The following is a 21,964-nucleotide window of genomic DNA, read 5'->3' on the forward strand; positions in this document are numbered from 1 at the left end:
GCACGCGATGTCCCGAAACCCTGCGCTGCGTGGCGCATTGATGGTGGGGCTGGTCGGCCTCCTTGCTGCCTGTGGGGGTGGAACCGATGGCGCGGGCGGGAATTCGCCGTCGGCCGTGCCGGATACCGCGGCGATCACCGGGGCGGTGACCGTGGATCCCCAGTTGAATGCCGGTTTGCCCGAGGCGATCTCGCAGGCGAAGGTGCTGCGGCTCGCGTCGAATATCCAGTCGGCGCCCAACAACTTCTATGCCGCCGACGGCACGACGCCGATCGGCTACGAGGTCGATCTGGCCAAGTCGATCGGCGCCAAACTCGGTGTCGCGGTGCAGCATCAGGACATGGCGTTCGGTTCGCTGATCACGAGCCTGCAGTCCGGCCGGATCGATCTGACCATGGCGGCGATGAACGACACCAAGGCGCGGCAGGAGCAGATCGACTTCGTCGACTACTTCACCTCCGGTGTGACGATCATGATCCGCAAGGGCGATCCGGACGGCATCAACGGCCCGGATGCGTTGTGCGGCAAGAAGGTCGCGGTCGTCCAGGGGACGAGTCATCAGAAGTTCGCGGCGGAGCAGAGCGCGAAGTGCGGACAGGCGGGTAAAGGCGCGCTCGAGGTCACCGCGACCGACAGCGACAACCAGAACCAGAATCAGCTGCGCACCGGCCGGGTCCAGGCGATCCTGAACGATCTGCCCAGCGCCGTCTACATCTCGCGCACCGCGGGCGACGGAAAATTCTTCGAGGTCGTGCCGGGTGAGCCGATCAACGGCGGCCCCTACGGCATCGGCGTGGACAAGCGGAATCGGCCGCTCGCCGAACTGGTGCAGAAGGCGCTGACCGCGCTGATCGCCGACGGCACCTACGGCAAGATTCTGCGCGCGTGGGGTGTCGAGCAGGGCGCGGTCCGGGAGGCAGTGATCAATGGCGGAAGCTGAGCTGCCGATCGTCCGGCTCGGCCATTGGGGCCGCTGGTTCGCGGGTGCGGTGATCCTCGGTCTGCTGGTGCTGCTCGGGGCCGCGCTCGCCGGCGCGCAGATCCAGTGGCGCAGCGTGCCGGAGTTCCTGTCCTACCGGGTGATGGTCACCGGTCTGGTCAATACCGTTGTCCTGGCGGTGCTTTCGCAGGGTGTGGCGATCGTGCTCGGCGTCGTCGTCGCGCTGCTGCGGCGCAGTGCCAACCCGGTGGCGAGCTGGTTCGCGGCGGGATACATCTGGCTGTTCCGCGGGCTGCCCGTACTGCTGCAGATCCTGCTCTGGTACAACCTGGCGCTGATCTTCCCGATGATCTCGATCCCGTTCCTCCTTCACGAACAGACCAATGTGCTGATCAGCGCGTTCACCGCGGCGTTCCTCGGCTTGGCGCTCAACGAGAGCGCGTACATGGCCGAGATCGTGCGGGCGGGACTCAACAGCGTCGACCGCGGGCAGATCGAGGCGGCCGAATCGATCGGCATGACACCGGCGGCCACGCTGCGCCGGGTGGTGCTGCCGCAGGCGATGCGGGTGATCGTCCCGCCCACCGGCAACGACTTCGTCAACATGCTCAAGGGCACGTCGATGGCGTCGGTGATCGGGGTGACCGAGCTGATCCACGCGGCCAACAACATCTCGTCCAACAACCTGCTCGTGATGGAAACCCTTTTCGCCGCGGCATTTTGGTACATGGTCGTGGTGAGTATCGCCGGTGTGGGCCAGCACTACCTGGAGCGCGCGTTCAGTGCGGCGGACCGCGGCCCGATGGCACGGGCCGCGAAGGCATTGCGCGGTGTGCCCCTGACGAGGAGTGCCCGTGGCTGAGCCGCTGTTGCGAGCTGTGAACGTGCGCAAGAACTTCGGTCACACCGAGGTGCTGCGCGGTATCGACCTCGAGGTCGGCAGAGGTCAGGTCGTGTGCCTGCTCGGGCCGTCCGGCGCGGGTAAGAGCACCTTCCTGCGGTGCATCAACCGCCTGGAAACCATTGACGGCGGGCAGATCTGGGTCGACGGCGAACCGATCGGCTTCCGGCTGCGCGGCGGCAAGCTGCACGAATTGCGCACCCGCGAGATCGCCAGGCAGCGGCGCGATATCGGCATGGTGTTCCAGCGGTTCAATCTCTTCGCCCACCGCACCGCACTGGAGAATGTCGTCGAGGGTCCGGTGCGGGTGCTCGGCGTCGACGCGGCGACCGCGCGGCGGCAGGGGCGGGAACTGCTCGACCGGGTCGGGCTGGCGGACCGTGCCGACGCGTATCCGGCGCAGCTGTCGGGCGGACAGCAGCAGCGGGTGGCGATCGCCCGATCGCTGGCGATGCGCCCGAAGCTGATGCTGTTCGACGAGCCGACGTCGGCACTGGATCCGGAGTTGGTGGGTGAGGTACTGGCGGTGATGAATTCGCTGGCGGAAGCGGGGATGACGATGATCGTCGTGACACACGAGATGAGCTTTGCCGCCGAGGCCGCGGACGAGGTCGTCTTCCTCGCCGACGGTGTCGTCGTCGAGACCGGACCGCCGGGCGAGGTGCTCGGCGCACCGAAACACGAGCGCACCCGGCAGTTCCTCGGGCGGATCCTGCAGTGAATCCGGCGACGCGGATCTCGCCGCGGTACCTGCTGCAATTCGACGAGCCCGCAGGGTATCTGGACTTCGCGCGGTTCGGGCCGCCCGCGCACACCGTGCTCGACACCACCGCGAAGCTGCTGCACGAGGCGACCACCGCCGGGCCATCTACGGTGGATGACCTCATGCGGCAAGAGATTCGGGCCAAGGCGGCCGTGGCGCGGCTGGCCGGATCGGACACCGACCACGTCGTGCTGCTGCCGCACACCAGTCTGGGCTTGTTCCAAGCGGCCTTCAATCATCGTGGCGCGGTGCTGGTTTCGGGCGCGGAATTCCCGGCCAACACCTATCCGTGGGCGCGCGCCGAGCAGGCGGGCCTGCTCGAGGTGCGGCGGCTGGCCGGTGGCTACGTCACACCGGAGCGGGTCGCGGCCGCACTGACCGGGGAGATCACCACGGTGAGCGTGAGCGCGGTCGACTTCCGCACCGGCTACCGTGCCGATCTCGCCGCGTTGCGCGAGGTGATCGGTGACCGGCTGCTCGTCGTCGACGGCATCCAGGGTTTCGGCGTCACCGAGGAGCCGTGGGAGGTTGCCGACATCTTAGTCGCCGGTGGGCAGAAATGGTTGCGTGCCGGGTGGGGAACGGGTTTCGCGGTGCTGTCCGACCGGGCGCTCGAGCGGATGGATCCGGTGCTGTCCGGCTGGACCGGTGCCCGCGATCCCGGCTTGTTCGACGACGAGATCCATCCGCCCGAGCGCACCGCGACCGCGTGGTCGCTGTCCAATCTCAGCCCGATCACCTCGGGGGCGTTCGCCGCCGCGCTGGAATTGGTCGAGGAGGCGGGGACCGGTGCGATCGCGGCCAGGATCGCGGAGCGAATCGGCGAGATCTCGGAAGTGCTGGCGAGTTCGGGCGCGCAGATCGTCTCCGCCGTGGACCGGCGGGCGGGCATTCTCGCGTTCACCATGCCCGGTCATTCGGCCGAACAGGTCGGCGCCGCGCTCACGGCATCGGGCATCGCGGCGACGATCCGGCCGCAGCACGTCCGGCTCTCACCGCACGCGTCGACCTCGCCCGCCGCCGCCGAGCTGCTCCGCTCGGCATTGGAAACGCTTGCCCGGCCGCGTATTTCGGCCCCCGTACCCGCGGCGGCCACCCACGACGTGCTGACCGCGCTCGTGCCCGCCGTTCCCGGTCTCGCGGCGATGCTCGGGCCGGGCAACGAGGTGCTGCTGCACGATCTGAGCAGGCTGCCCGACTCGATCATCGCGATCGGCGGCGATCTGACCGGACGTGGCGTCGGCGGCCCGATGACCGATCTGCTGCTCGGTCTCGTCCGCCGCGGCACCACCCACGATCGGACGAACTACCGCACGCACGGTCCCGACGGCCGCCCGATCCGCTCCTCGACGCTGTTCCTGCACGACGCGGACGGCGTGGCCATCGGCTGCCTGTGCGTGAACAGCCTGGACACCACGGCGGCCACCGACGGCGACGGCGCACCGGAGACCTTCCCCGCGGACGTCGACAGCCTGCAGCGCTTCCTTGTCGACCGCGCCGTCGGAAAGGTCGGCATCCCCGTCGATCTCATGAAAAAGCGCCACAAGGCAGCCGTCGTCCGCGAACTCGACGAGGCGGGATTCTTCCTCATCAAAGACGCCGTCGACCATCTCGCCGGCCACCTCGACGTCACCCGCTACACGATCTACAACTACCTCAACGAGGTCCGGACCTAGCGTGATGTCAGCATCGCTGTGCCCGACAGGGAGGCGGCCACGGCCGCCGCGGCGTATGCGCGCATATGGGTTTCGTAGTCGGCGACGGCGTCGATCGGCGACCGATCTCCGGCCCCCGCCGCGCGCAATGCCTCGGCGAGGTGGGCGGCGTCGCGCAGAGCGGTGTTGGCGCCGAGTCCGGCCGCCGGGCTCATGGGGTGGATGGCATCACCGAGCAGGGTGACGCGGCCCGCCGGCCATGCGTCCAGGGAACCGGCGGTGCGAACGGTCGTGGCGACCACCGAATTCGGCTCGGCCGCGGCGAATACCGCGCGCAGACCGGGGTGCCAGTCGGCGGTCGAGCGGTCGACCATCGCCAATACCTCGGCGCCGGAACGGTTTCCGTGCTCGAGCACATCGCTGGGGCCGAAGAAGGCGAAATACAGGTAGTCCGGCACCGTGGTCAGTCGGTGGTGGTTGTCGAAGGGCTCCCGCCGGAACGTCATGGCGTCGAGGACGACGGCGTGGTCCGGGGCGAAGACGACCGAGGTGCCGGTCAGCAGATCCGCGGCGACGGTCCGGCGCACCTGCGGGGTGAGAATGGTCTTGCCGTAGCTGCACACCGCGCCGGTGTCGTGTGGCTCGGTCAAGGGAAGCTGCCGCCGCACAGCGGAATTCACGCCGTCGGCGCCGACCAGGACAGCTGCCGCTTCCGATGTGCCGTCGGCGAAGTGGGCGATCACCCGATCATCGCTCTCGGTGACGTGCGTCAGCGCCTTGCCGAAGTGAACTCGATCCTCGATGCCGATGAGCAGCACTTCGCGCAGGGTCGAGCGGTTGACGCTCAGGTCGCCCGGCACCTCCTGGCTGGGTGCGGCTTCGACCTCGGCGGGGGACCAGGTGCCGACGGCCCGGCCGGTGATCTCGTTCAGTGCGGTGTCGACGAATCGGCCCTCCGACATCGTGATGGCGCAGGTCGCATGAAACAGCCGGTACAGATCCTCCGGCAGGCACTCAGCCAAGCTTTGCCTGCCGGTGTCGTCGACCCGGAACCGGTAGCCCTGTGTCCGGCTGTTGAGGCCCGGATCCTGCTCGTAGACCTCGAATGCCACGCCACGACGGCGCAGCCCCTGTGCCAAGCACAGCCCGCCGAGCCCCGCACCGATGATCATCACTGCCACCATGTCCCAATACCTAACTCTTCCAATAGATTTCGCTGAGTGTGCGAAATGTCGTCCCGGCCGGACGGCGAGGTGAACCCAGCCTAAAATGGCCGGATGACGGAAGGTGGCCAACAATGACCTCGAACCGGCCAACTCCCGCGATCAGAGAGGCCGCGTCGTGACCGTTGAGCGCACCGTCGACGAGCCGAGCCCGCCGCTGCTGGCCATCGCCCGGTCGGATTTCGCCCACGGCGCCGTCTTGGCGCCGCACCACCACCGCGACCACATGATCGCCTGGGCGGCAACGGCTACCGTCACGCTGCGGACCGGCACCCGGGATTGGCTCGTACCGCCGACCCACGCCCTGTGGGTGCCCGCAGGCACCGCGCACTCGGTCGAAGTGCTTCGGCAGGGCGATATCTGCACCGTCGTTCTCGAGGCCGCGCACTGTCCGATCGACTGGGCCGAACCCACCGGCGTGCGGATCACCCCGCTGATCCGCGAGCTGATCGTTCATCTCGACCGGCATCCGCACCGCGACCACCTCCGCCGGCAAGCCGAAGCCCTCCTGCTCGCCCTGCTCGAACCGGTCCCGACCACCACCTTCGAGGTGCCGCTGCCCGAAGACTCCCGCATCCGCGTGATCGCCGACGCGCTCATCGCCGACCCCGCCGACGACCGCGACCTCGCCGGGTGGGCCCGGCACGCGAACGCGGGCGTTCGAACCATTACCCGCCTGTTCGCCGACGAGACCGGGATGACCTTCGCGCGCTGGCGCACCCACGTGCGCGTGCGGGCGGCCCTCACTCACCTCGCGCGGGGAGCATCCGTCGGTGCCACCGCGCGGGCGGTCGGTTACCGCAAACCCGGCGCCTTCGCGGCGACCTTTCAGCGCGTCACCGGCCAGCCGCCCAGCATCTACCGCCCATAGGGGCCGGGGGCGGCGATCGCGCGGACTTTCGCCGGGGCGCAATTAGTCCATTCCGCGGTGCATTGGCAACTAATTTGCTACCAGCTAAAACTATGCGACACCGACTGGACGGTTCGTTATGAATTGCGGCCCGGTTCATCCATCGGACCATGCGGTCGGGTGGGGAAGCAACGTGCCCGTTCGAGAAGTCGCAGCTCATCGGGTATGTCGGGGCGTCAGGTAGTGCGAGTAGCTACCCGTCCTCGGCATTGACGCTCCATTTCGGCTCACCTAAAGTTGTGCTCACCAATCTTGAACGGCCGAGAAAGTCGCGATGACCGGGGGAGGGCCACTTCGCTTGCAATCATCTGTTCCGATGTTCCGTCAGTGCATTCCTGGAATGGCCTGCGGTTATGGCCGTGCATCATATGGAGAGTAAATGGCAAGCACTATTTCCGAATTGAATTCCGGACTGGGCGCCTACTCGAGGCTGCTGAGATCGCCGGGGGCGGGCGCACTCGCGCTGTGGGGGCTGATCGGGCGCTTTCCCACCGCCATGCGGGCGGTGAGCTGCGTCATGCTGATCTTGGCGACCGAGGGTTCGCTGCAGGCCGCCGGAACCGTCGCGGGGGTCATCGTGCTCGCGCAGGGAATTGCCGGTCCGGTATTCGGCAGGCTGGCCGATCGCCGCAGTCAGCGGGAAATCATGCTGATCGTCTGCGCGCTGCACGGAATGGGAATGGGGCTGCTGCTCGCCGCCGCCGTATTCCACGCACCGCTGTGGCTACTGATCTGCGCCGCGGTATGCGCGGGCGGCACGGCGGTTCCGGTCGGCCCCTTCGCTCGGGCTCGCTGGGCGGCGCTGGTCGACGCGGATAAATTGCGGACCGCCTATGCGCTGGAGTCGATACTCGACGAGATCGTCTTCGTCCTCGGTCCGCTGCTGGTCGTCGTGGTGGTGACCGGTCTGCATCCGGCCTTCGGTCTGGTTGCCTGCGCGGTGCTGGTGATCGTCGGCTGCGCCGGTCTCGCGCGCCATCGGCAGTCCGAACCCGCTGCCGGAGCGATGACGGGCCGGAAGAGCGATCCGGCGATCTTGATAGCGGGCGTTCAGATCATGGTGATGACCTACGTGGCCATGGGCGTTCACCTCGGCGCGATCGACATCTCGCTGATCAGTTTCGCGCGCGAGCAGCACATCACCGAAGTCACCGGATGGCTGCTCGCCTTGAACGCGCTCGGCAGCATGGTCTCCGGCATCTGGTTCGGCGCGGTGAACTGGCGCATGCCGGAGAGCAGGCTCTTTCTGGTCACCGTCGCGATGCTCGGCGTCGCCGCGGTCCCGCTCGCCCTCGTCGACGCGCCGCCGGTGATGGCGCTCTGCGCATTCCTGTCCGGCCTGCCCATCGCGCCGACCTGGATCGCGGGCAGCAGTTTGCTCCAGTCGCTGGCGCCGCCCGGTTCGCTGTCGGAGGGATTCTCCTGGCTCTCCAGCCTCGCCGCGCTCGGCGCCGCCATCGGCATCGCGATCAGTGGCGCACTCGCCGATGCGGGCGGATCGGATAAAGCGGCGGCGCTGGCCGTCGGCGGCGGTGTCATCGCATTACTGGTCGTCGCCGCCGGCTATCGAAAACTTGGCAAGACTCCAACAAGAAAGGTACTGCGATGAGTGATTTATCGTCGCGTAACGTCGTCACACCCACCAACAGATATAGAAACAATGCCAAGGCAATCGGCATTGGAAACGAATTCTGGGACACCTCGGAACGCAATGGCCTGGCCGGTATCGTGGCCGACCTCGCCGACGGTATCCTGCACACCGAGGCGGGACATGAATTCGTCAATTTCAGCTGCTGCTCATACCTGGATCTCGACTCGCACCCGAAAGTCATCGAAGGCGGCATCGAGGCGATGCGCCGCTATGGCGTGCTCGACCACTGCATTCCGCGCACCCGCGTGCAGATACCCGCCATGCTCGAACTGGAGGCGTCGCTGGACGAATTGTTCGGCGCGCAGACCATCTGCTCGATCGCCGCGAGCACCGCGAGCTTCGGCCTGCTGCCGCTGATCGCGTCCGGCGATCTCGGCAACGGCACCCGGCCGCTGATGGTTTTCGACAAGAACGCCCATATCTCGATGGCCAACGTCAAGCCGGTCTGCGCCGACGAGACCGAGATCGCCACCTGCAGGCACAACGATCTCGACTTCATCGAGGACTGCTGCCGCAAATACGCGAGGGTCGCCTTCATCTGCGACGGCAGCGACAGCCTCGGCGGCTACGCGCCGGTGCAGGAGCTGGCGCAGTTGCAGGACAAGTACGGCCTGATGGTCTATTACGACGACTCCCATTCGCTGTCGGCGTACGGGGAACGCGGCGTCGGCTATGTGCGCTCGCACAGCCCGATCCGCGACGAACGCACCATCGTGGTGATGACGCTGAACAAGGCGTTCGGCACCAGCGGCGCGGTGATCGTGCTCGACGGACATTCCAAGCAGACGCTGCGCATCATCGAACGGTTCGGCGCCGCGCTGGCCTACTCGCAGCCGATGAACACCGCGGCGATCGGCGCGAGCCTGGCCTCGGCGCAGATCCACCGGACCGCGGAACTGACCATGCGCCAGGAGGGGCTGCGCGAGAACATCGCGCTCTTCGACTCGCTCATCCGGACCGATCAGAGCGGAAGGACCTTCCCGATCCGGCTCGTCCCGATCAGCGACGCCACGGTCATCGAGGCGGGCAGGCGGGTGTTCGAGGCCGGTTTCTACGTGTCGCCGGTGTTCTTCCCCATCGTCGCGCGCGGCACCGCGGGGCTGCGGGTGATGCTGCGCTACGGCCACACGGACAAACAGATCCGCAGGCTGTGCGAAGTGCTCGAGGAAGTCGGCGCACCAGCGGCGGCGATCGAGCCGGAGCCGGTCCGATGAGCGCCGGCGTGCGGGCGATACCCCGCAGCCTGCTGTGCACGCCCGCACTGTCGCTCGACACCGTGGTGAAAAGCTGGTCCTACGACGCCGATGTACACATCATCGATCTGGAGGACTCCATCCCCGGCCCGGTGAAAGCCGGTGCGCGGCAGATCTGCCGCGAGGCGCTCGACAAAGCGCCCGACGCCGCGAACGTCGGCGTCAGGATCAACGAGCTCGGCACCATCGAGGCCGTCCACGATCTGCTGATGCTCACCGAGGGCGCGGTGAAACCCGGATTCGTCGTCGTGCCCATGGTGCGGTTCCCGGCCGAGCTCGTCGTGATCCGCAAGACCTTCGCCTCGGCCGGGGCGTATCCCGAGCTGTACGCGACGATCGAAACCGCGGCGGCGGTCGCCCGCATGGACGCCATCGCCGCGCAGGCCGACGGGCTGATGCTCGGCTCGGCGGATCTGGCGGCCGATATCGGCGTCGAGATCACCTGGGACGGCATGCTCGCCGCGCGGCAGCGCATGGCGATCGCCTGCGCCGAACACGGAATCGGCTGCATCGACACGCCATGCTTCCATCTGGCGCAGCCCGCGGTGCTCGTCGAGGAGATCGCGCGGGTGCGTGCCCTCGGTTTCCACGGCAAGATCACCGTCCACCCCAAGGAACTCGAGGCGATCAACCAGGCCTTCCGGCCGGACGCGGAGAGCCTGTGGTTCGCGCACCGGGTCACCAGGGCGGTGCACGCGGCGGCCGGTGGTATCGCCGTGCTCGACGGCGACATGATCGGACCGCCGTTCGCCCGTAAGGCTCGGTCGACCGTCGCGCTCGGCGAGGCATGGGCGAAGCGGTTCGGCAGTGCGGTCGACGCGCGCCGGGGCGCGAAGGAACCGGCGCATGACCATGTTTGAGCCGTACTCGATCGATGCGGCGGAGATGTCGCGCGACGACCGTCTTCCGCTGGTCATCGCGGCACTGGCGGATGTCTTCCGTGATCTGCACGCGGGCCGCGCCCAATCGCCGCCGCGCATATCGCTGCGGTTCGGCGCGCCGCCGGGAGCCGAGGTGATGGTCAGTCCGGCGATCTGGGAGCAGCGCGGCGTCGCGGCCGTGCGGGTCGCCACGTTCACCCCGGACAATCCGCGCCGCGGTCTGCCGTTGATCCAGGGCGTCGTCGTGCTGACCGATCTCGACACCGGCCGGATCACGGCTCTGCTCGACGGTGCGGAGTCGACCGCGCTGCGCACGGGCGCGGTCGCCGGTTTGGCGACGCGGCTGTGCGCACCGGAAGATGCCGGTGATCTCGCGGTCCTCGGCGCCGGAGTGCAGGCACGCGCGCTGGTGCGCGCGGTCTGCGCCGTGCGCCGGATCCGTTGCGTGCGTGTGTGTTCGCGGACGCGGGCCGGGGCCGAAGACTTCGCGGACTGGATTCGCTCCCGCCCCGACCCGCCGCGCGAGGTCACCGTGTGCGACTCGCCGAGGCTCGCGGTGCGCGACGCCGAGATCATCTGCACCGCGACGTCGACCGCCGACCGCAGACCACTGATCCATGCCGAATGGATAAGTCCCGGAGCGCATCTCAACATCATCGGCGGCGTGCACGAGGATGCGTTGGAGGTCGACGCCGCGCTGCTGCGGACCGCGTTCACCGTGGTGGAGCAGCGCGATGTCGCCATGCAGGACGCGGGGGAGGTGCGCGCCGCGCTGGCCCGCAACCTGATCGGTCCCGAAGACCTGCACGAGCTGGGCGCGGTGCTGAACGGCGCGGTGGCGCCGAGCGGCGGTACCACCGTGTACCGCAGCGTCGGCCTGGCCATCGAAGATACCGCCACCGCGGCGGCCATGTACGAATTCGCCTGCGCCACACAAGGAGCCTGACCCATGACGCTACGACAGATCGGTGACAACGAGTACGTCGAGGAGTACGGCGGCGATTACGAGGACTTCGAACCCGGCATGACGATCAGGCACTGGCCGGGCCGCACGATCACCGAAACGGACAACACCTGGCTGACTCTGCTGTTCATGAACCAGCATCCCCTGCATTTCGACAAGCACTACGCGGCGGATGCCGAATACGGTCGCGTCCTGGTGAACAGTCAGGTCACGTTCGGAATCGTCGGCGGAATGACGGTCAACACCCTGTCCGCCCGCGCCGTCGCGAACCTCGGCTGGGATCGGGTACGCATGGCCGAACCGGTCTACGTCGGCGACACCCTCTATGCGACAACCGAAATCCTCGCCAAGCGCCGCTCGAACTCCCGCCCGAACCAGGGCATCGTGACCGTGGAAACCACCGGAACCAAATCCACCGGCGAAACCGTCATCGTCTACGAGCGATCCTTCCTCGTCCGATGCCGGGAATCCCCACCACCCGCGGCATGAGCTGACGGCCCATCTGCCACTCGGCCTCGTCGGGGTGGCATGCGCGCCGCGCCGAGTGTGCGTTTGCCATATGGCAATTCGCGCTCGGGTGGATGTGCGGCCATGGGAAGCTCTCGGGGTCGACGCCGGTGAGCGCGCGCTGGTCCGAAGCGACCGAAGGTGGCCCGATGGCAGTAACCGTCACATGCTCGGCACGGTGGCGCGGCACGGTGACGCATCGACGTGTCACCGGAGTGTTCGCCGCCGCACTGGTCGGAGTCCTTGTGGCCCTGTTCTCCGTTGCACCTGCCTCGGCGGAGCCGCTGCTACCCGAGCGATGCGATCCACCGGCGTGGCCCTACAGTCGCACCGCCGTATGCGAATTCACTACGGCCGGTGAGTACGAATTCGTCGTCCCGACCCCGCTTCCGTTCGGTGTCACCAGAATTCATGTCACCGCGGTCGGCGGTCGCGGCGGTGCCGGCGGCACAGGTGGTGGTGCCAGGGGAGAAGGCGGATACGGGGCGAGGGTCGTGTCCGATCTCTCCGTCAACTCCGGCGACGTGCTGTTCGTCGTGGTGGGGAGCAGCAAAGGCGATGTGGCCGAGGGAACCGGTGGTGGTGCGGGTGGCGATCCTTCGGAGATCCGCGACGGCAACCACGTTCCACTGATCATCGCGGCAGGCGGTGGGGGAGGCGGTGGCGCCGGCGGGGTGGGCGAGCCCGGTGGCAGCGGTGGCTGGGCCGGCCCCGGAGACGCCAACTGTGTCGGGTGCGGCTCCAGCGGCGGGAGCGGCCTGGGCATCACCGCTGCGCAAACAGATCCCGGTGTGGGCGGCGGGCAAGATGGCAACGCCAACCCGAGCGGTAAAGGACCCGATGGCCAGTACGGCCCTGCCGTACTGGGCTCATACTCTTGTCCGCCCGCCGATTTCGCCCCGGAGATCGGCGACCGCACCGGAGGGGCGGGCGGAGCCGGGCGTGGTAAGGGCGGCGGCGGTGGTGGTGGCGGGGGTATGCAAGGTGGTTGCCAGGGCCCGGGGGCGGCCGGTAACGAGGGTGGTGGCGGTGGTGGCGGTGGCGCCGGCTCGTCGCTTTCCCCGGGCGCCGCACTGACATCCATCACCATGGCATGCCACTATGGCCAGGGACTCAATGCCGTTCCCGAATGCGCCCCGATCGATACCGCCAACCACGCCCAGCAACCGAAGGTGACCATCACGTTCGAATACGACCCGATCCTGCATCTGCTGTGGTTGCTACTGCTCGGAGGTGCCCTCGACTGACCGCGAGCGAGGGAGCGTTGACCGGCTCGCCTGGTGACGGTGATTACGCTGTGTCCGCGCGGCCTTCGGCGGATTCCGAATCCAGGACCGGTTGCGGCGGTGGGGTATTGGGCAGCAGGAGGGAGATCGCGGCGCCGATCGCGGCGATGGCGGTGGCCCACCAGAAGGTGACGGCGTAGGCGTGGCTGAGCCCGGCGGGGGTGTGATCCGTGGTGCGGGTGAGCTGTTGGGCGAGGACCACGGCCATGATCGCGGCACCGAGGGTGCCGCCGACGCGGGAGAAGATCTGTAGCACACCGCTGGCGTGTCCGGCCGCCCGCGCGGGCAGGTTGCGGTAACCGGCGGCCATCGCGGGCATCATGGTGGTGCCGAGACCGAGCCCGCGCACCAGCAGGATCGCCGCCATCACCGGATAGGCGGTCGTGTCGGTGATCCGGGTCAGCGCCACGGTGCTCACCGCGATGAGCGCACCACCGGCGAGGACGACGCGGCGCGGCCCGAAGGTATCGGTGAGCCAACCGCCCACCGGCATCGCGAGTGCGGCGCCCAATCCCTGTGGGGCGAGCAGCAATCCGGCCATGAGTGCGGAGTCGCCGCGCACCTGCTGGTAATAGAGCGGTATCAACAGCAAGGCGCCGAAGATCGTGATGCCGAGCGTCAGCGATACGACGGCGGCGCCGCTGAACGCCGGATCGCGAAAGTATCCCAGTGGGAGGAGCGCTCGCTCGCCGCGGACGGCCGCGTGCCCGAGGAACGCCGCGAGCAGGAGCGCACCGCCCAGGATCGTCGCCCACACCCGGACCGGGGTGAAGCTGCTCGCCGCCCCCGCCTGCGACAGTCCATACACCAGTAGCGCGAGCGCGGGTCCGAGTATGAGCCACCCGCGCACGTCGAACGGATTACGTTCCACCGCAGGGGAACTCGCGGGCAGCATGCGTACGCACAGGGTCAGCGCGAGTACCCCCACCGGCACGTTGATCAGGAAGATCCACCGCCAGGACAGGTTGTCGACGATCGCCCCGCCGAGCATCGGCCCGAAGATCGGCCCGAGCATCGCGGGCGCCCCGATCAGCGCCATCACCCGCCCCATCCGTTCGGGCCCCGCGGCCTGCGCGAGGATCGTCTGCGCGACCGGCATCAGCAACGCACCCGCCGCGCCCTGCGCGATGCGGAACACGATGAGGCTGTGCACATTCCACGCGGCCGCGCACAGGCCGGACGTCGCGGTGAACACCACGATCGAGGCGGCGAACACCTGCTTCGCGCCGAACCGGTCGGTCAGCCATCCGGTGGCGGGTATCGCCACCGCGAGCGCGAGCAGGTATCCGGTGACCACCCACTGGATCGTGGACAGTCCGGCGTCGAGTTCGCGCCCCAGCGTGCTCAGCGCGACGTTGACGATGGTGGTGTCGAGCATGCTCATGAAGATCCCGGTGACCAGGACCAGAGCGAGGCGTATCAGATGCGGGTCGAGGCGTTGCACCGCTACGGAATTCGAGGACATGGCGCCGACGCTAGAAGGCTAACTGGTGCGCATGTGTAACATTTAATGGATGAATGCGACCGGCCGGCGCCGCGGTCCACGCGCCGACGCACGCCACAACGACGAGCACATCCTGAGCGTCGGCGCGCGAGTACTCGCCGAAGACCCGAACGCGACCATCCAGCGCATCGCCGACGAAGCCGGTCTCACCCGGATGACCATCTACCGCCGCTACCGCAACCGCGACGCGCTGCGTGCCGCGATCTACGACGCCGCCGCCCGCGAGGCGCGCGATATCGTCGACCGCGCCCGCGAGCGCGACGCCGACCCGATCACCGCGCTGCGTGACCTGATCACGGCGATGGCCGCGCTCAGCCACCGCTATCCGGTGCTGTCCACCAACACCGACTGGCAGCCGTTACCCACCGACCGGCATCGGCCGTCGTCGTCACCGGCGGCCCGGCGGATGCAGCAGGTCGTGTTCGAACTCGTCGAACGCGGTCGCCGCGAAGGGTTCCTGCGCACCGACCTGCCGCCCGAACTCCTCCCGCACGCGATTGTCGGCACCCTGCAGATCGTCGGCCGCTTCGCCCGCAGCATGCGCGCCGACCCGGCGATGATCGGCCCCTACGTCGCCGAACTTCTGCTCAACGGCTACGCCACCCGACCCTGATCATCGTGCCGGTGCAGCCAGGCTACGCCGTCTGTTGCCTGCCGGATGAGGGGTCGGCAGGGTGAAAGTGGCTGCGGTGCAGAGGATTGCGATGGTGAAGCAGGCGAGGGTGTACCAGAGGTTGCCGATGGGGTCGCCGTTGCGGGTGATGCCGTCGGTGGCGTCGAGGAAGTCCGGGAGGGCGGTGGCCCACAGGATCGCCATGACGAGGAGGTAGACCACGCTGTAGACGCGGACGAGGTCGTCGGCATGGCGGGGTTCGGCGGCAGTGTCCTGGCGGAGGCAGGTCCATCGGCGGTAGAGGACGGGGATCGCGACCAGTGTCAGGACGATCAGTTCCGCCGCGTAGACGGTGCCGCGGATGGTCGTGCCGCCCAGGCCGAGAATCGTGGCGGGAAGCGGGAGGATGAAGGTTCCAGCGGCGGCCAGTAGGCCGATGACGACGGTGCGCCAGATCAGTTGGGGCCCGGAGAAGTGCTCGCCCCGATCCACTCGCCGCCCGACGAACCAGTAGACGCAGAAGGCGAGCGACATCGGCCACAGCGCGGCGAAGACCACCACGCTCGGCAGGGGCACGGAATCGAACATGGGCTGGTTGAGCGGATTCGAGGTGGACCACTCCCACCAGCGCAGTTGCGGGCCGAGCTGGTCGAAGATCTCGTAGAACGCGTGGTGGACGAAGCCGACGCAGGCCGCTCCGGCGATCGCGCCGTATCGCGTGAAAACGCCTAGCATCCGGACGATTTCGTAGGCGATGGTGGCCATGAACGGGTAGATCGCCACGATATAGAGCGGCAGCCGTCCCCACAGGAAGTCCACCGTGAACACGTTGTGCGCGAACATGGTGTCCACCTGCCCCGAGATCCCGAACGCGGCCGGGAAATACAGCGGCGGTTCGATGAGGAACAGATAGGCGGTTGCGCCGAACCAGAGCACCAGATTGGTGGGATCGCCCTTCCGGCGCAGGCGCACGACGGCCAGCGTGAGAGCGAGCAGCGACCCGAGAATGATGGTCGTCTCCAGTACCGGCAGCGTCCAGTTTTCCAGTGCCAGTGGATTTCTCAGCTCGACCAGCCCGCCAGCGCTGTCACAGGTGAACCCCAGCGCCGTGGCGAGTTCGTCGAAGGTGGGTGGGCAATGGTCGGTCACCGGTTCGCCGCCGATCCGCTCGCCTCGGCGGTGTACCAGCGTGTGACGTCGTATCCGTCGCGGTACCGCTCGAACCACACGTCGGCGAGCGCGGGCGTCTTCTCCAGTGCGGGATTGTGTTTCGGCAGTTGACTGCGCACGACCCCGCGCAACGCGATGAGCTGTTCGCGCAGCGGCAGATCGTCGAAGGCGCGCGGCATCGGGCCGTGGCCGGGCATCGCGAAGCGTGGCAGCAATTTACCCAGGCGCTGCCGGTAGCGGTACGACGCGAACATCGACAGCGCGTCGATCTTCCGATCCTCCAGTGGCACATGCTTGTTGAACCCGGCGCAGGCGATTCGGATCACCCGAAGGACATGCCGGAAAATCGAGGGGGCTACCCGCATCCGGTAGATATCGCTGCCCACAACGGAATCGAAGATGATGAGCGCGGAACTGCGATGCTCGACCTCCTCGACGAAATGCCAGATGAACAGCGAGGCGACCCGATCGTCGCCGGGGCGGAACAGGGCTGCCTCGTTGTCGAGCATCAGTTTGAACACCGAGGTGAAGGTGGCCTCCAGATCGGCGGTGTAGGCGAGCCGGTACTTCACCGGGGTTTCCGCTGTGAGCCGGTCGAATTCGCCGACCACCGCATCGAGGGTTTCGCGCAGTCCGGGATAGGCGCGGATCAGTCCGCGCACATGCTGCCGGTGTGCGGTCGAGTGCTGCCCCTCCTGCCGCATGAACGCGTCCGCCTCCTCGGCGACCGCCGGATCGGTGAACTGCGGCTTGGCCTGCATGATCATTTTCACGATCATCTTCTCGAATCCGATGGCCAGGAACGAGACCGCGTTGGCCATGCTCGAGAAGGCGGGGTTCTCCGGATTCCAGAGAAACGGCACGTCGTGTTCCTCGAATGCGAAAGTCAGCTTCCGCACGATCAATTCCGTCATTTCGGCGATACCTCGTCTTCGGGAGGTGGGTGGGCGTGTCGGCCCGGGTCGCGCGCTCCGATGCCGCTGTGAACATACAAACATACACGACGCTGTTCAAGTGTATGATATGAAAACCCTGCTCAGGGTGCGTGCCGTCCGAAGCGACCGGCGAGTCCGTGTTACGGTCGGGCGTGGCACGAAGGCGCGGGTGGGGCGGGAGTCCGCCGGACAACGATGACGAGGCGGCTCGTCGAATCGTCACTGCCGCAGTCGAATTGATCGGGCGCACCGGCGCGGAGATCAGCATCGCCGACGTCGCGGAGTCGCTCGGGGTCATCCGGCAGACGGTCTACCGCTACTTCCCCAGCGCGGACGCGCTCATGCGGGCCTCGGCGATCGCCTCGGTCGGCGGATTTCTGGATCGGCTCGCCGCGCACGTCAGCGGGCGAACCGATCCGGTCGAGGCGATGACCGAGGGTGTGGTCTTCACCCTCACTCAGGTGCGCAGGACGCCGCATCTCGGCATTCTGCTCACGGCCACCTATTCGAACGCCGACCCCAGCGGCATCACTTCCGAGGAGGCGCAAGCCTTCGGCATCACCATGATCAAGCGCTTCGACGTCGATTGGGCGCACTACGGCTACGACGACGAATCTTTGCCCGAGCTGGTCGAATTCCTGCTGCGCACCATGCAGTCGTTCTTCGTGTCGCCGGGCAATCCACCACGGAGCGACGACGAGTTGCGGCGGTATCTACGGCGCTGGATGGGATCGGCGATCATCGCCCAGCCGACCGCCGTGTCGAGCCCCCATCGCTGATACCGCCAGGGAACGTTCAGGCGAGGGTCTTGCCGAGGTCGTCGAGCACGCGCATCGCGCCGATCGGGCCGAGTCCGAGGAACCACACCTCGTCGTCGACCGCGATGGCGTGACCGGCCTTGACCGCGTTCATGTTCCGCCAGATCGGGCCCGCGGTCACGGCTTTCTGGTCCGGCGAGGCGTCCGCGCCGTAGCTCGAGTAGAAGATCCAGTCGGCCGCGGCCTGGTCGATGTTCTCCTTCGAGATCTGCACCGCCAGCTCGTCGACGTTCTGATTCGCGGGCCGCGACAGGCCGACATCGGTGAGGATGACGCCGATGAAGGATTTGTTGCCGTACAGGCGGATGTTGCCGCTCATGAAGCGCAGGAGCGAAATCGTCTGCGCGCCCGGCAGTTTGGCCTTCACCCGATTCGCCATGGCCTGATAGTCGTTGAGCAGCTTCGTGGCCTGCTCCTCCGCGCCGAGCGCGGCGCCGACCAGCAGGAAGTTCTCCTTCCACGGGAAGCCCGGCCGGATGGAGAACACGGTCGGCGCGATGGCCGACAGCTGCGGATACAGATCGTTGACGCGCAACTTGCTGCCCAGGATCAGGTCCGGTTTCAACGCCGCGATCTTCTCGAGGTCGAGGGTGTTGGTCGGACCGACCGTCGCGATGTCACGCACGCGGTCGGCCAGATACGACGGCACCCCCTGCTGTCCTGCGGTGGTCGCCATGCCGACCGGTGTCACGCCGAGCGCGAGGACGTCGTCCAACTCGCCGGAGTCGAGAACGATGACCCGCGCCGGCTTCTTCTCGATGCGCGTCTGTCCCATGGCCTGCGTGACCGTGCGCGGAAACACCCCGGGCCCGACGTCCGCCTTGAGTTTGGCGGTCTCGATATCGGCGGTGGCGAACTGGGCGCCACCGGTGGCGACATTCTTGTCACCGTGACCGGTATCGCCCGCACCCGCGGGAGTCGTCGCGGGATCGGCCGAGCATGCGGCGAGCAGGGCGGCGGCGGCCACCGCGACCACGGCTTTCGTCCATCGAGCCATTGTGTGATTCCTTCCTAGGAGCGGGTGGCGAGCGCGGCGGCCCGGCCGGAGCGATGCCGTCCGATCGGAACGACCATCGGGGTGCCGGACACCGGGTCCGGAATGATCTGTGACCGCATGCCGAAGACGTCCTCCACCAATTCCGCGGTGAGGACGTCCGACGGCGCGCCCTCGCAGGCGATGCGGCCGCCTTTCATGGCGATGAGGTGATCGCCATAGCGGGCGGCCAGATTGAGGTCGTGCAGCACGATCACCACCGTGGTGCCGTCTTTCTCGTTGAGGTCCGCGAGCAGGTCGAGTACGTCCACCTGATGGGCGATATCGAGGAAGGTGGTCGGCTCGTCGAGCAGCATGATCGGGGTGCGCTGGGCCAGCGCCATGGCGATCCACACGCGCTGGCGCTGGCCGCCGGAGAGTTCGTCGACCGAGCGTGCCGCCAGCTCGACGGTGTCGGTGACCTGCATGGCACGCGCCACGGCCGCGTCGTCCTCGGCCGACCATCGGCGGAACATGCCCTGATGCGGATAGCGGCCGCGGCCGACCAGATCCGCGACCGTGATGCCCTCGGGCGCGACCGGCGACTGCGGCAGCAGCCCGAGTACCCGCGCGACATCCTTGCTCCGCAGCGAAGAAATCGGCGCGTCGCCCAGGTAGACCCCGCCCTCGGCGGGCGTGAGCAGCCGCGCCAGGCCGCGCAGCAGCGTCGACTTCCCGCACGCGTTGGTGCCGACGATCATCGTGACGAGGCCCTCGGGGATGTGCACGGTGAGGTCGTCGACGATTGTCACCGGCCCATAGCCGAGCCGCAGGTTCTCGGTGCGCAGTGTTGGTGTCACGGCATCCCTTTCAAACACGCACGGCCCCTTCAGACCCGCCCGGCCCGATTGGCCGCGGCGAGCAGCCACAGCAGGTACGGTGCGCCGACGGCGCCGGTGACCACCCCGACCGGCAGTGGGGCGCCGAGCAGATGCTGTGCGACGAAATCGGCGACCAGTGTGACCAGCGCGCCGGTGAGCGCGGCCGGTACCAATGCCGTCCGGCCACCGCCGGTGAGCCGGGTGGCGATCGGGTTCGCGACGAAGGCGACGAAGGCGATGGGACCGGCCACCGCCGTCGCGAAAGCCACACTGGCGGTGGCGATCAGCAGCAACAGCAGCCGCGTGTGCTCCACCCGCAGGCCGAGGCCGACCGCGACGTCGTCACCGAGCTGCAACCCGTCGAGCGCGGGGGCGAGCAGCGCGGCGGCGGGGAGGAGCAGCGCGAGAGCGATCGCCAGCGGCACGACCGAATTCCAGCTCCGGCCATTGAGATTGCCGATCATCCAGACCAGCGCCTGCTGGGCGAGTGCGACATCGGCCCACGTCATGAGGTAGGACACGACGCTGGTCAGCACCGCGCCGACACCGACACCGACCAGCACGAGGCGAAAACCGTTCACCCCGCCGCGCCGCGCGAGCCCGTAGATCACCGCGCCCGTGCCGACCGCGCCCGCGAAGGCGGCGAGCGCCAGCGACGCGCCGGACAGTCCGAAGACGATCAGACCGGTGACGGCGGCCGCGCTCGCGCCCTGGGAAACCCCGATCACATCCGGACTTGCCAGCGGGTTTCGCAGCAGCCGCTGAAACAGGGTGCCGCCGATACCGAACGCGATACCGACGAGCATGCCCGCGACCGCGCGCGGCAACCGCAGCCGCGTGACCACGAACGCGTCCTGCGGTGCGCCGCCGCCGAGCAGAATGCCCGGAACTTCGCTCAGCGGAACCGAATACGAGCCGACGGACAAGGTCAGCGCGAAAACCATCAGCAGCGCCAGGAACAACCCGAGTGTCACCGCCCGTGCGCGGGTGGCACCTGCGCGCCGAGCCTCGGCGACGGCGGCCAGCGCGGCCGCATCGACCGCGGTCATGCCTGCGCCGGCTTGCGGCGGCGCACCAGCACGACGAGCAGCGGCCCGCCGATGACGGCGGTCACGACACCCACCTGCACCTCGGCGGGCCGGGCGATGACGCGGCCGACCACGTCCGCGACCAGCAGCAGGATCGAGGCGAGTACCGCGGAATACGGCAGCAGCCAACGGTGGTCGGGGCCGGTGATCAGCCGGGCGGCATGCGGAATCATCAGGCCGACGAAGGCGATGGGTCCGGCGATAGCCGTTGCCGCGCCGCACAGGACGACCACCGCGCCCGCGGCGACACCGCGGGCGAGCAGCACATTCTGGCCGAGCGAGCGGGCAACGTCCGTGCCGAGCGCCAGCGCGTTCAACATGCGCGCCGACAGCGCCGCGAGCAGGATGCCGACCGCGAGGAACGGCAGCGCCTGTCCGATGGTCGGCAGGTCGCGCTCGGCGAGCGAGCCCACCTGCCAGAAGCGGTATTGATCGAAGGTGGTGGTGTCGGTGAGCAGCAGCCCGCTGGTCACGGACTGCAACGCGGCGGTGACCGCGGCTCCCGCGAGCGCGAGCTTCATCGGTGTGGCGCCGTCGCGGCCGAGCGAACTGACGAGGTAGACGACCGCGCCCGCAATCGCGGCGCCCGCGAAGCCGAACCACACGTAGCTGGTTACCGAACTGAGGCCGAGCACACTGATTCCGAGCACGACGCACAGTGCGGCGCCCGCGTTGACGCCGAGCAGTCCGGGATCGGCGAGCGGATTCCGGGTGGCGCCCTGGATGATCGATCCGGCCAGTCCCAGCGCGATACCGACCAGCACGCCGATCACCGTGCGCGGCAGCCGCAGATCGCGCACGACGGCGTGGTCGACATCGGCGGGGTTGTAGTGGAGCACGGCGTCCAGGACGGTCGTGAACGTCAACGCGCGGGACCCGACGGCGATGCTCAGCATCATCGCGAACGCGAGCACTGCCAACAGCAGCACCAGCCCCACTGCGAGCGGGAGCGTCCTGGCGCGGGCGCGATCCATCTGTGTCGGTCACCTTCGATTGCGGACGATACGGTTTGCCTACCCTAATTCATGGCAGGCGAGCCGTCCGCACC

At 67.9% G+C, this 21,964-nt stretch carries 21 protein-coding genes; 13 read left to right on the forward strand and 8 right to left on the reverse strand.

The features are described 5' to 3' along the window. The first annotated feature begins 7 nt into the window (after positions 1-7). The 4 genes from ACIG5A_RS04670 to ACIG5A_RS04685 are packed head-to-tail and all read left to right on the forward strand — an operon-like array spanning position 8 to position 4,280. Positions 8-940 carry an ABC transporter substrate-binding protein gene (locus ACIG5A_RS04670; protein ID WP_397237707.1) on the forward strand — a complete coding sequence of 311 codons (933 nt, stop codon included), beginning with the start codon at positions 8-10 and terminating at the stop codon, positions 938-940. Next, positions 927-1,802, forward strand: coding sequence for an amino acid ABC transporter permease (locus ACIG5A_RS04675; RefSeq protein WP_397237709.1), 876 nt, complete (start codon positions 927-929; stop codon positions 1,800-1,802). Before ACIG5A_RS04670 ends, ACIG5A_RS04675 begins: the two co-directional genes overlap by 14 nt. Then, a complete protein-coding gene (locus ACIG5A_RS04680) occupies positions 1,795-2,562 on the forward strand; it encodes an amino acid ABC transporter ATP-binding protein (RefSeq protein WP_397237711.1) in 768 nt (255 codons plus the stop codon). Before ACIG5A_RS04675 ends, ACIG5A_RS04680 begins: the two co-directional genes overlap by 8 nt. Continuing rightward, positions 2,559-4,280 (forward strand): aminotransferase class V-fold PLP-dependent enzyme, encoded by a 1,722-nt coding sequence (locus ACIG5A_RS04685; protein ID WP_397237713.1) that lies wholly within the window; start codon positions 2,559-2,561, stop codon positions 4,278-4,280. Before ACIG5A_RS04680 ends, ACIG5A_RS04685 begins: the two co-directional genes overlap by 4 nt. Here ACIG5A_RS04685 and ACIG5A_RS04690 read toward each other — a convergent pair. After that, positions 4,277-5,443: an FAD-dependent oxidoreductase gene (locus tag ACIG5A_RS04690; protein ID WP_397237715.1), complete on the reverse strand. Its 1,167-nt coding sequence runs from the start codon at positions 5,441-5,443 to the stop codon at positions 4,277-4,279. The two genes, ACIG5A_RS04685 and ACIG5A_RS04690, sit on opposite strands and share 4 nt — an antisense overlap. 157 nt (positions 5,444-5,600) lie before the next feature. On the opposite strand from ACIG5A_RS04690, the gene ACIG5A_RS04695 reads away from it, so the two are divergent. The 7 genes from ACIG5A_RS04695 (at position 5,601) to ACIG5A_RS04725 (ending at position 12,895) form a co-directional block, all read left to right on the forward strand. Next, the gene (locus ACIG5A_RS04695; RefSeq protein WP_397237717.1) at positions 5,601-6,353 is read left to right on the forward strand and encodes an AraC family transcriptional regulator; all 753 of its coding nucleotides are present in this window, start codon (positions 5,601-5,603) and stop codon (positions 6,351-6,353) included. Between the two features lie 418 nt (positions 6,354-6,771). Beyond that, positions 6,772-8,001 carry an MFS transporter gene (locus tag ACIG5A_RS04700; protein WP_397237719.1) on the forward strand — a complete coding sequence of 410 codons (1,230 nt, stop codon included), beginning with the start codon at positions 6,772-6,774 and terminating at the stop codon, positions 7,999-8,001. After that, the gene (locus tag ACIG5A_RS04705; RefSeq protein WP_397237721.1) at positions 7,998-9,257 is read left to right on the forward strand and encodes an aminotransferase class I/II-fold pyridoxal phosphate-dependent enzyme; all 1,260 of its coding nucleotides are present in this window, start codon (positions 7,998-8,000) and stop codon (positions 9,255-9,257) included. Before ACIG5A_RS04700 ends, ACIG5A_RS04705 begins: the two co-directional genes overlap by 4 nt. Beyond that, positions 9,254-10,156 (forward strand): HpcH/HpaI aldolase/citrate lyase family protein, encoded by a 903-nt coding sequence (locus tag ACIG5A_RS04710; RefSeq protein WP_397237723.1) that lies wholly within the window; start codon positions 9,254-9,256, stop codon positions 10,154-10,156. The genes ACIG5A_RS04705 and ACIG5A_RS04710 overlap by 4 nt, the downstream gene beginning before the upstream one ends. Beyond that, the gene (locus ACIG5A_RS04715) at positions 10,143-11,123 is read left to right on the forward strand and encodes an ornithine cyclodeaminase family protein (protein WP_397237725.1); all 981 of its coding nucleotides are present in this window, start codon (positions 10,143-10,145) and stop codon (positions 11,121-11,123) included. The genes ACIG5A_RS04710 and ACIG5A_RS04715 overlap by 14 nt, the downstream gene beginning before the upstream one ends. Positions 11,124-11,126: 3 nt before the next feature. Continuing rightward, positions 11,127-11,630 carry a MaoC family dehydratase gene (locus ACIG5A_RS04720; RefSeq protein WP_397237727.1) on the forward strand — a complete coding sequence of 168 codons (504 nt, stop codon included), beginning with the start codon at positions 11,127-11,129 and terminating at the stop codon, positions 11,628-11,630. Between the two features lie 512 nt (positions 11,631-12,142). Next, positions 12,143-12,895, forward strand: a complete 753-nt coding sequence (locus tag ACIG5A_RS04725; RefSeq protein ID WP_397237729.1) for a hypothetical protein — start codon at positions 12,143-12,145, stop codon at positions 12,893-12,895. 43 nt (positions 12,896-12,938) lie between these two features. Here ACIG5A_RS04725 and ACIG5A_RS04730 read toward each other — a convergent pair whose 3' ends face one another. Beyond that, on the reverse strand, positions 12,939-14,399 hold the full coding sequence (locus tag ACIG5A_RS04730) for an MDR family MFS transporter (protein ID WP_397237731.1): 1,461 nt from the start codon (positions 14,397-14,399) through the stop codon (positions 12,939-12,941). 49 nt (positions 14,400-14,448) lie between these two features. Between ACIG5A_RS04730 and ACIG5A_RS04735 the strand changes: the two genes are divergently transcribed. Next, positions 14,449-15,051, forward strand: coding sequence for a TetR/AcrR family transcriptional regulator (locus tag ACIG5A_RS04735; RefSeq protein ID WP_397237733.1), 603 nt, complete (start codon positions 14,449-14,451; stop codon positions 15,049-15,051). Here ACIG5A_RS04735 and ACIG5A_RS04740 read toward each other — a convergent pair whose 3' ends face one another. Continuing rightward, positions 15,052-16,200 (reverse strand): hypothetical protein, encoded by a 1,149-nt coding sequence (locus tag ACIG5A_RS04740; protein ID WP_397237735.1) that lies wholly within the window; start codon positions 16,198-16,200, stop codon positions 15,052-15,054. It abuts the gene before it with no gap. Further along, a complete protein-coding gene (locus tag ACIG5A_RS04745) occupies positions 16,197-17,135 on the reverse strand; it encodes a metal-dependent hydrolase (RefSeq protein WP_397237737.1) in 939 nt (312 codons plus the stop codon). The genes ACIG5A_RS04740 and ACIG5A_RS04745 overlap by 4 nt, the downstream gene beginning before the upstream one ends. A 173-nt stretch (positions 17,136-17,308) precedes the next feature. Between ACIG5A_RS04745 and ACIG5A_RS04750 the strand changes: the two genes are divergently transcribed. Next, the gene (locus ACIG5A_RS04750) at positions 17,309-17,935 is read left to right on the forward strand and encodes a TetR/AcrR family transcriptional regulator (RefSeq protein ID WP_397237739.1); all 627 of its coding nucleotides are present in this window, start codon (positions 17,309-17,311) and stop codon (positions 17,933-17,935) included. Between the two features lie 16 nt (positions 17,936-17,951). On the opposite strand, the gene ACIG5A_RS04755 is transcribed toward ACIG5A_RS04750, so the two are convergent. The 4 genes from ACIG5A_RS04755 to ACIG5A_RS04770 are packed head-to-tail and all read right to left on the reverse strand — an operon-like array spanning position 17,952 to position 21,890. Further along, the gene (locus ACIG5A_RS04755) at positions 17,952-18,971 is read right to left on the reverse strand and encodes an ABC transporter substrate-binding protein (protein ID WP_397237741.1); all 1,020 of its coding nucleotides are present in this window, start codon (positions 18,969-18,971) and stop codon (positions 17,952-17,954) included. A gap of 14 nt (positions 18,972-18,985) precedes the next feature. Next, complete coding sequence (locus ACIG5A_RS04760) at positions 18,986-19,807, reverse strand: ABC transporter ATP-binding protein (protein ID WP_397237743.1); 822 nt, start codon at positions 19,805-19,807, stop codon at positions 18,986-18,988. Positions 19,808-19,836: 29 nt separating this feature from the next. Continuing rightward, positions 19,837-20,877 (reverse strand): FecCD family ABC transporter permease, encoded by a 1,041-nt coding sequence (locus ACIG5A_RS04765; RefSeq protein ID WP_397237745.1) that lies wholly within the window; start codon positions 20,875-20,877, stop codon positions 19,837-19,839. After that, complete coding sequence (locus tag ACIG5A_RS04770) at positions 20,874-21,890, reverse strand: FecCD family ABC transporter permease (protein ID WP_397237747.1); 1,017 nt, start codon at positions 21,888-21,890, stop codon at positions 20,874-20,876. The genes ACIG5A_RS04765 and ACIG5A_RS04770 overlap by 4 nt, the downstream gene beginning before the upstream one ends. Positions 21,891-21,964: the final 74 nt, after the last annotated feature.

The sequence above is a fragment of the Nocardia sp. NPDC052566 genome (assembly GCF_044547285.1).
In the GTDB taxonomy this organism is placed as follows: Bacteria; Actinomycetota; Actinomycetes; order Mycobacteriales; family Mycobacteriaceae; genus Nocardia.

Coding starts and splice junctions, on each gene's coding strand:
- ACIG5A_RS04745 (WP_397237737.1), bottom strand. CDS start 17,135: ATGACGGAATTGATCGTGCGGAAGCTGACTTTCGCATTCGAGGAACAC.
- ACIG5A_RS04705 (WP_397237721.1), top strand. CDS start 7,998: ATGAGTGATTTATCGTCGCGTAACGTCGTCACACCCACCAACAGATAT.
- ACIG5A_RS04700 (WP_397237719.1), top strand. CDS start 6,772: ATGGCAAGCACTATTTCCGAATTGAATTCCGGACTGGGCGCCTACTCG.
- ACIG5A_RS04670 (WP_397237707.1), top strand. CDS start 8: ATGTCCCGAAACCCTGCGCTGCGTGGCGCATTGATGGTGGGGCTGGTC.
- ACIG5A_RS04755 (WP_397237741.1), bottom strand. CDS start 18,971: ATGGCTCGATGGACGAAAGCCGTGGTCGCGGTGGCCGCCGCCGCCCTG.
- ACIG5A_RS04730 (WP_397237731.1), bottom strand. CDS start 14,399: ATGTCCTCGAATTCCGTAGCGGTGCAACGCCTCGACCCGCATCTGATA.
- ACIG5A_RS04715 (WP_397237725.1), top strand. CDS start 10,143: ATGACCATGTTTGAGCCGTACTCGATCGATGCGGCGGAGATGTCGCGC.
- ACIG5A_RS04765 (WP_397237745.1), bottom strand. CDS start 20,877: ATGACCGCGGTCGATGCGGCCGCGCTGGCCGCCGTCGCCGAGGCTCGG.
- ACIG5A_RS04720 (WP_397237727.1), top strand. CDS start 11,127: ATGACGCTACGACAGATCGGTGACAACGAGTACGTCGAGGAGTACGGC.
- ACIG5A_RS04675 (WP_397237709.1), top strand. CDS start 927: ATGGCGGAAGCTGAGCTGCCGATCGTCCGGCTCGGCCATTGGGGCCGC.
- ACIG5A_RS04690 (WP_397237715.1), bottom strand. CDS start 5,443: ATGGTGGCAGTGATGATCATCGGTGCGGGGCTCGGCGGGCTGTGCTTG.
- ACIG5A_RS04735 (WP_397237733.1), top strand. CDS start 14,449: ATGAATGCGACCGGCCGGCGCCGCGGTCCACGCGCCGACGCACGCCAC.
- ACIG5A_RS04770 (WP_397237747.1), bottom strand. CDS start 21,890: ATGGATCGCGCCCGCGCCAGGACGCTCCCGCTCGCAGTGGGGCTGGTG.
- ACIG5A_RS04710 (WP_397237723.1), top strand. CDS start 9,254: ATGAGCGCCGGCGTGCGGGCGATACCCCGCAGCCTGCTGTGCACGCCC.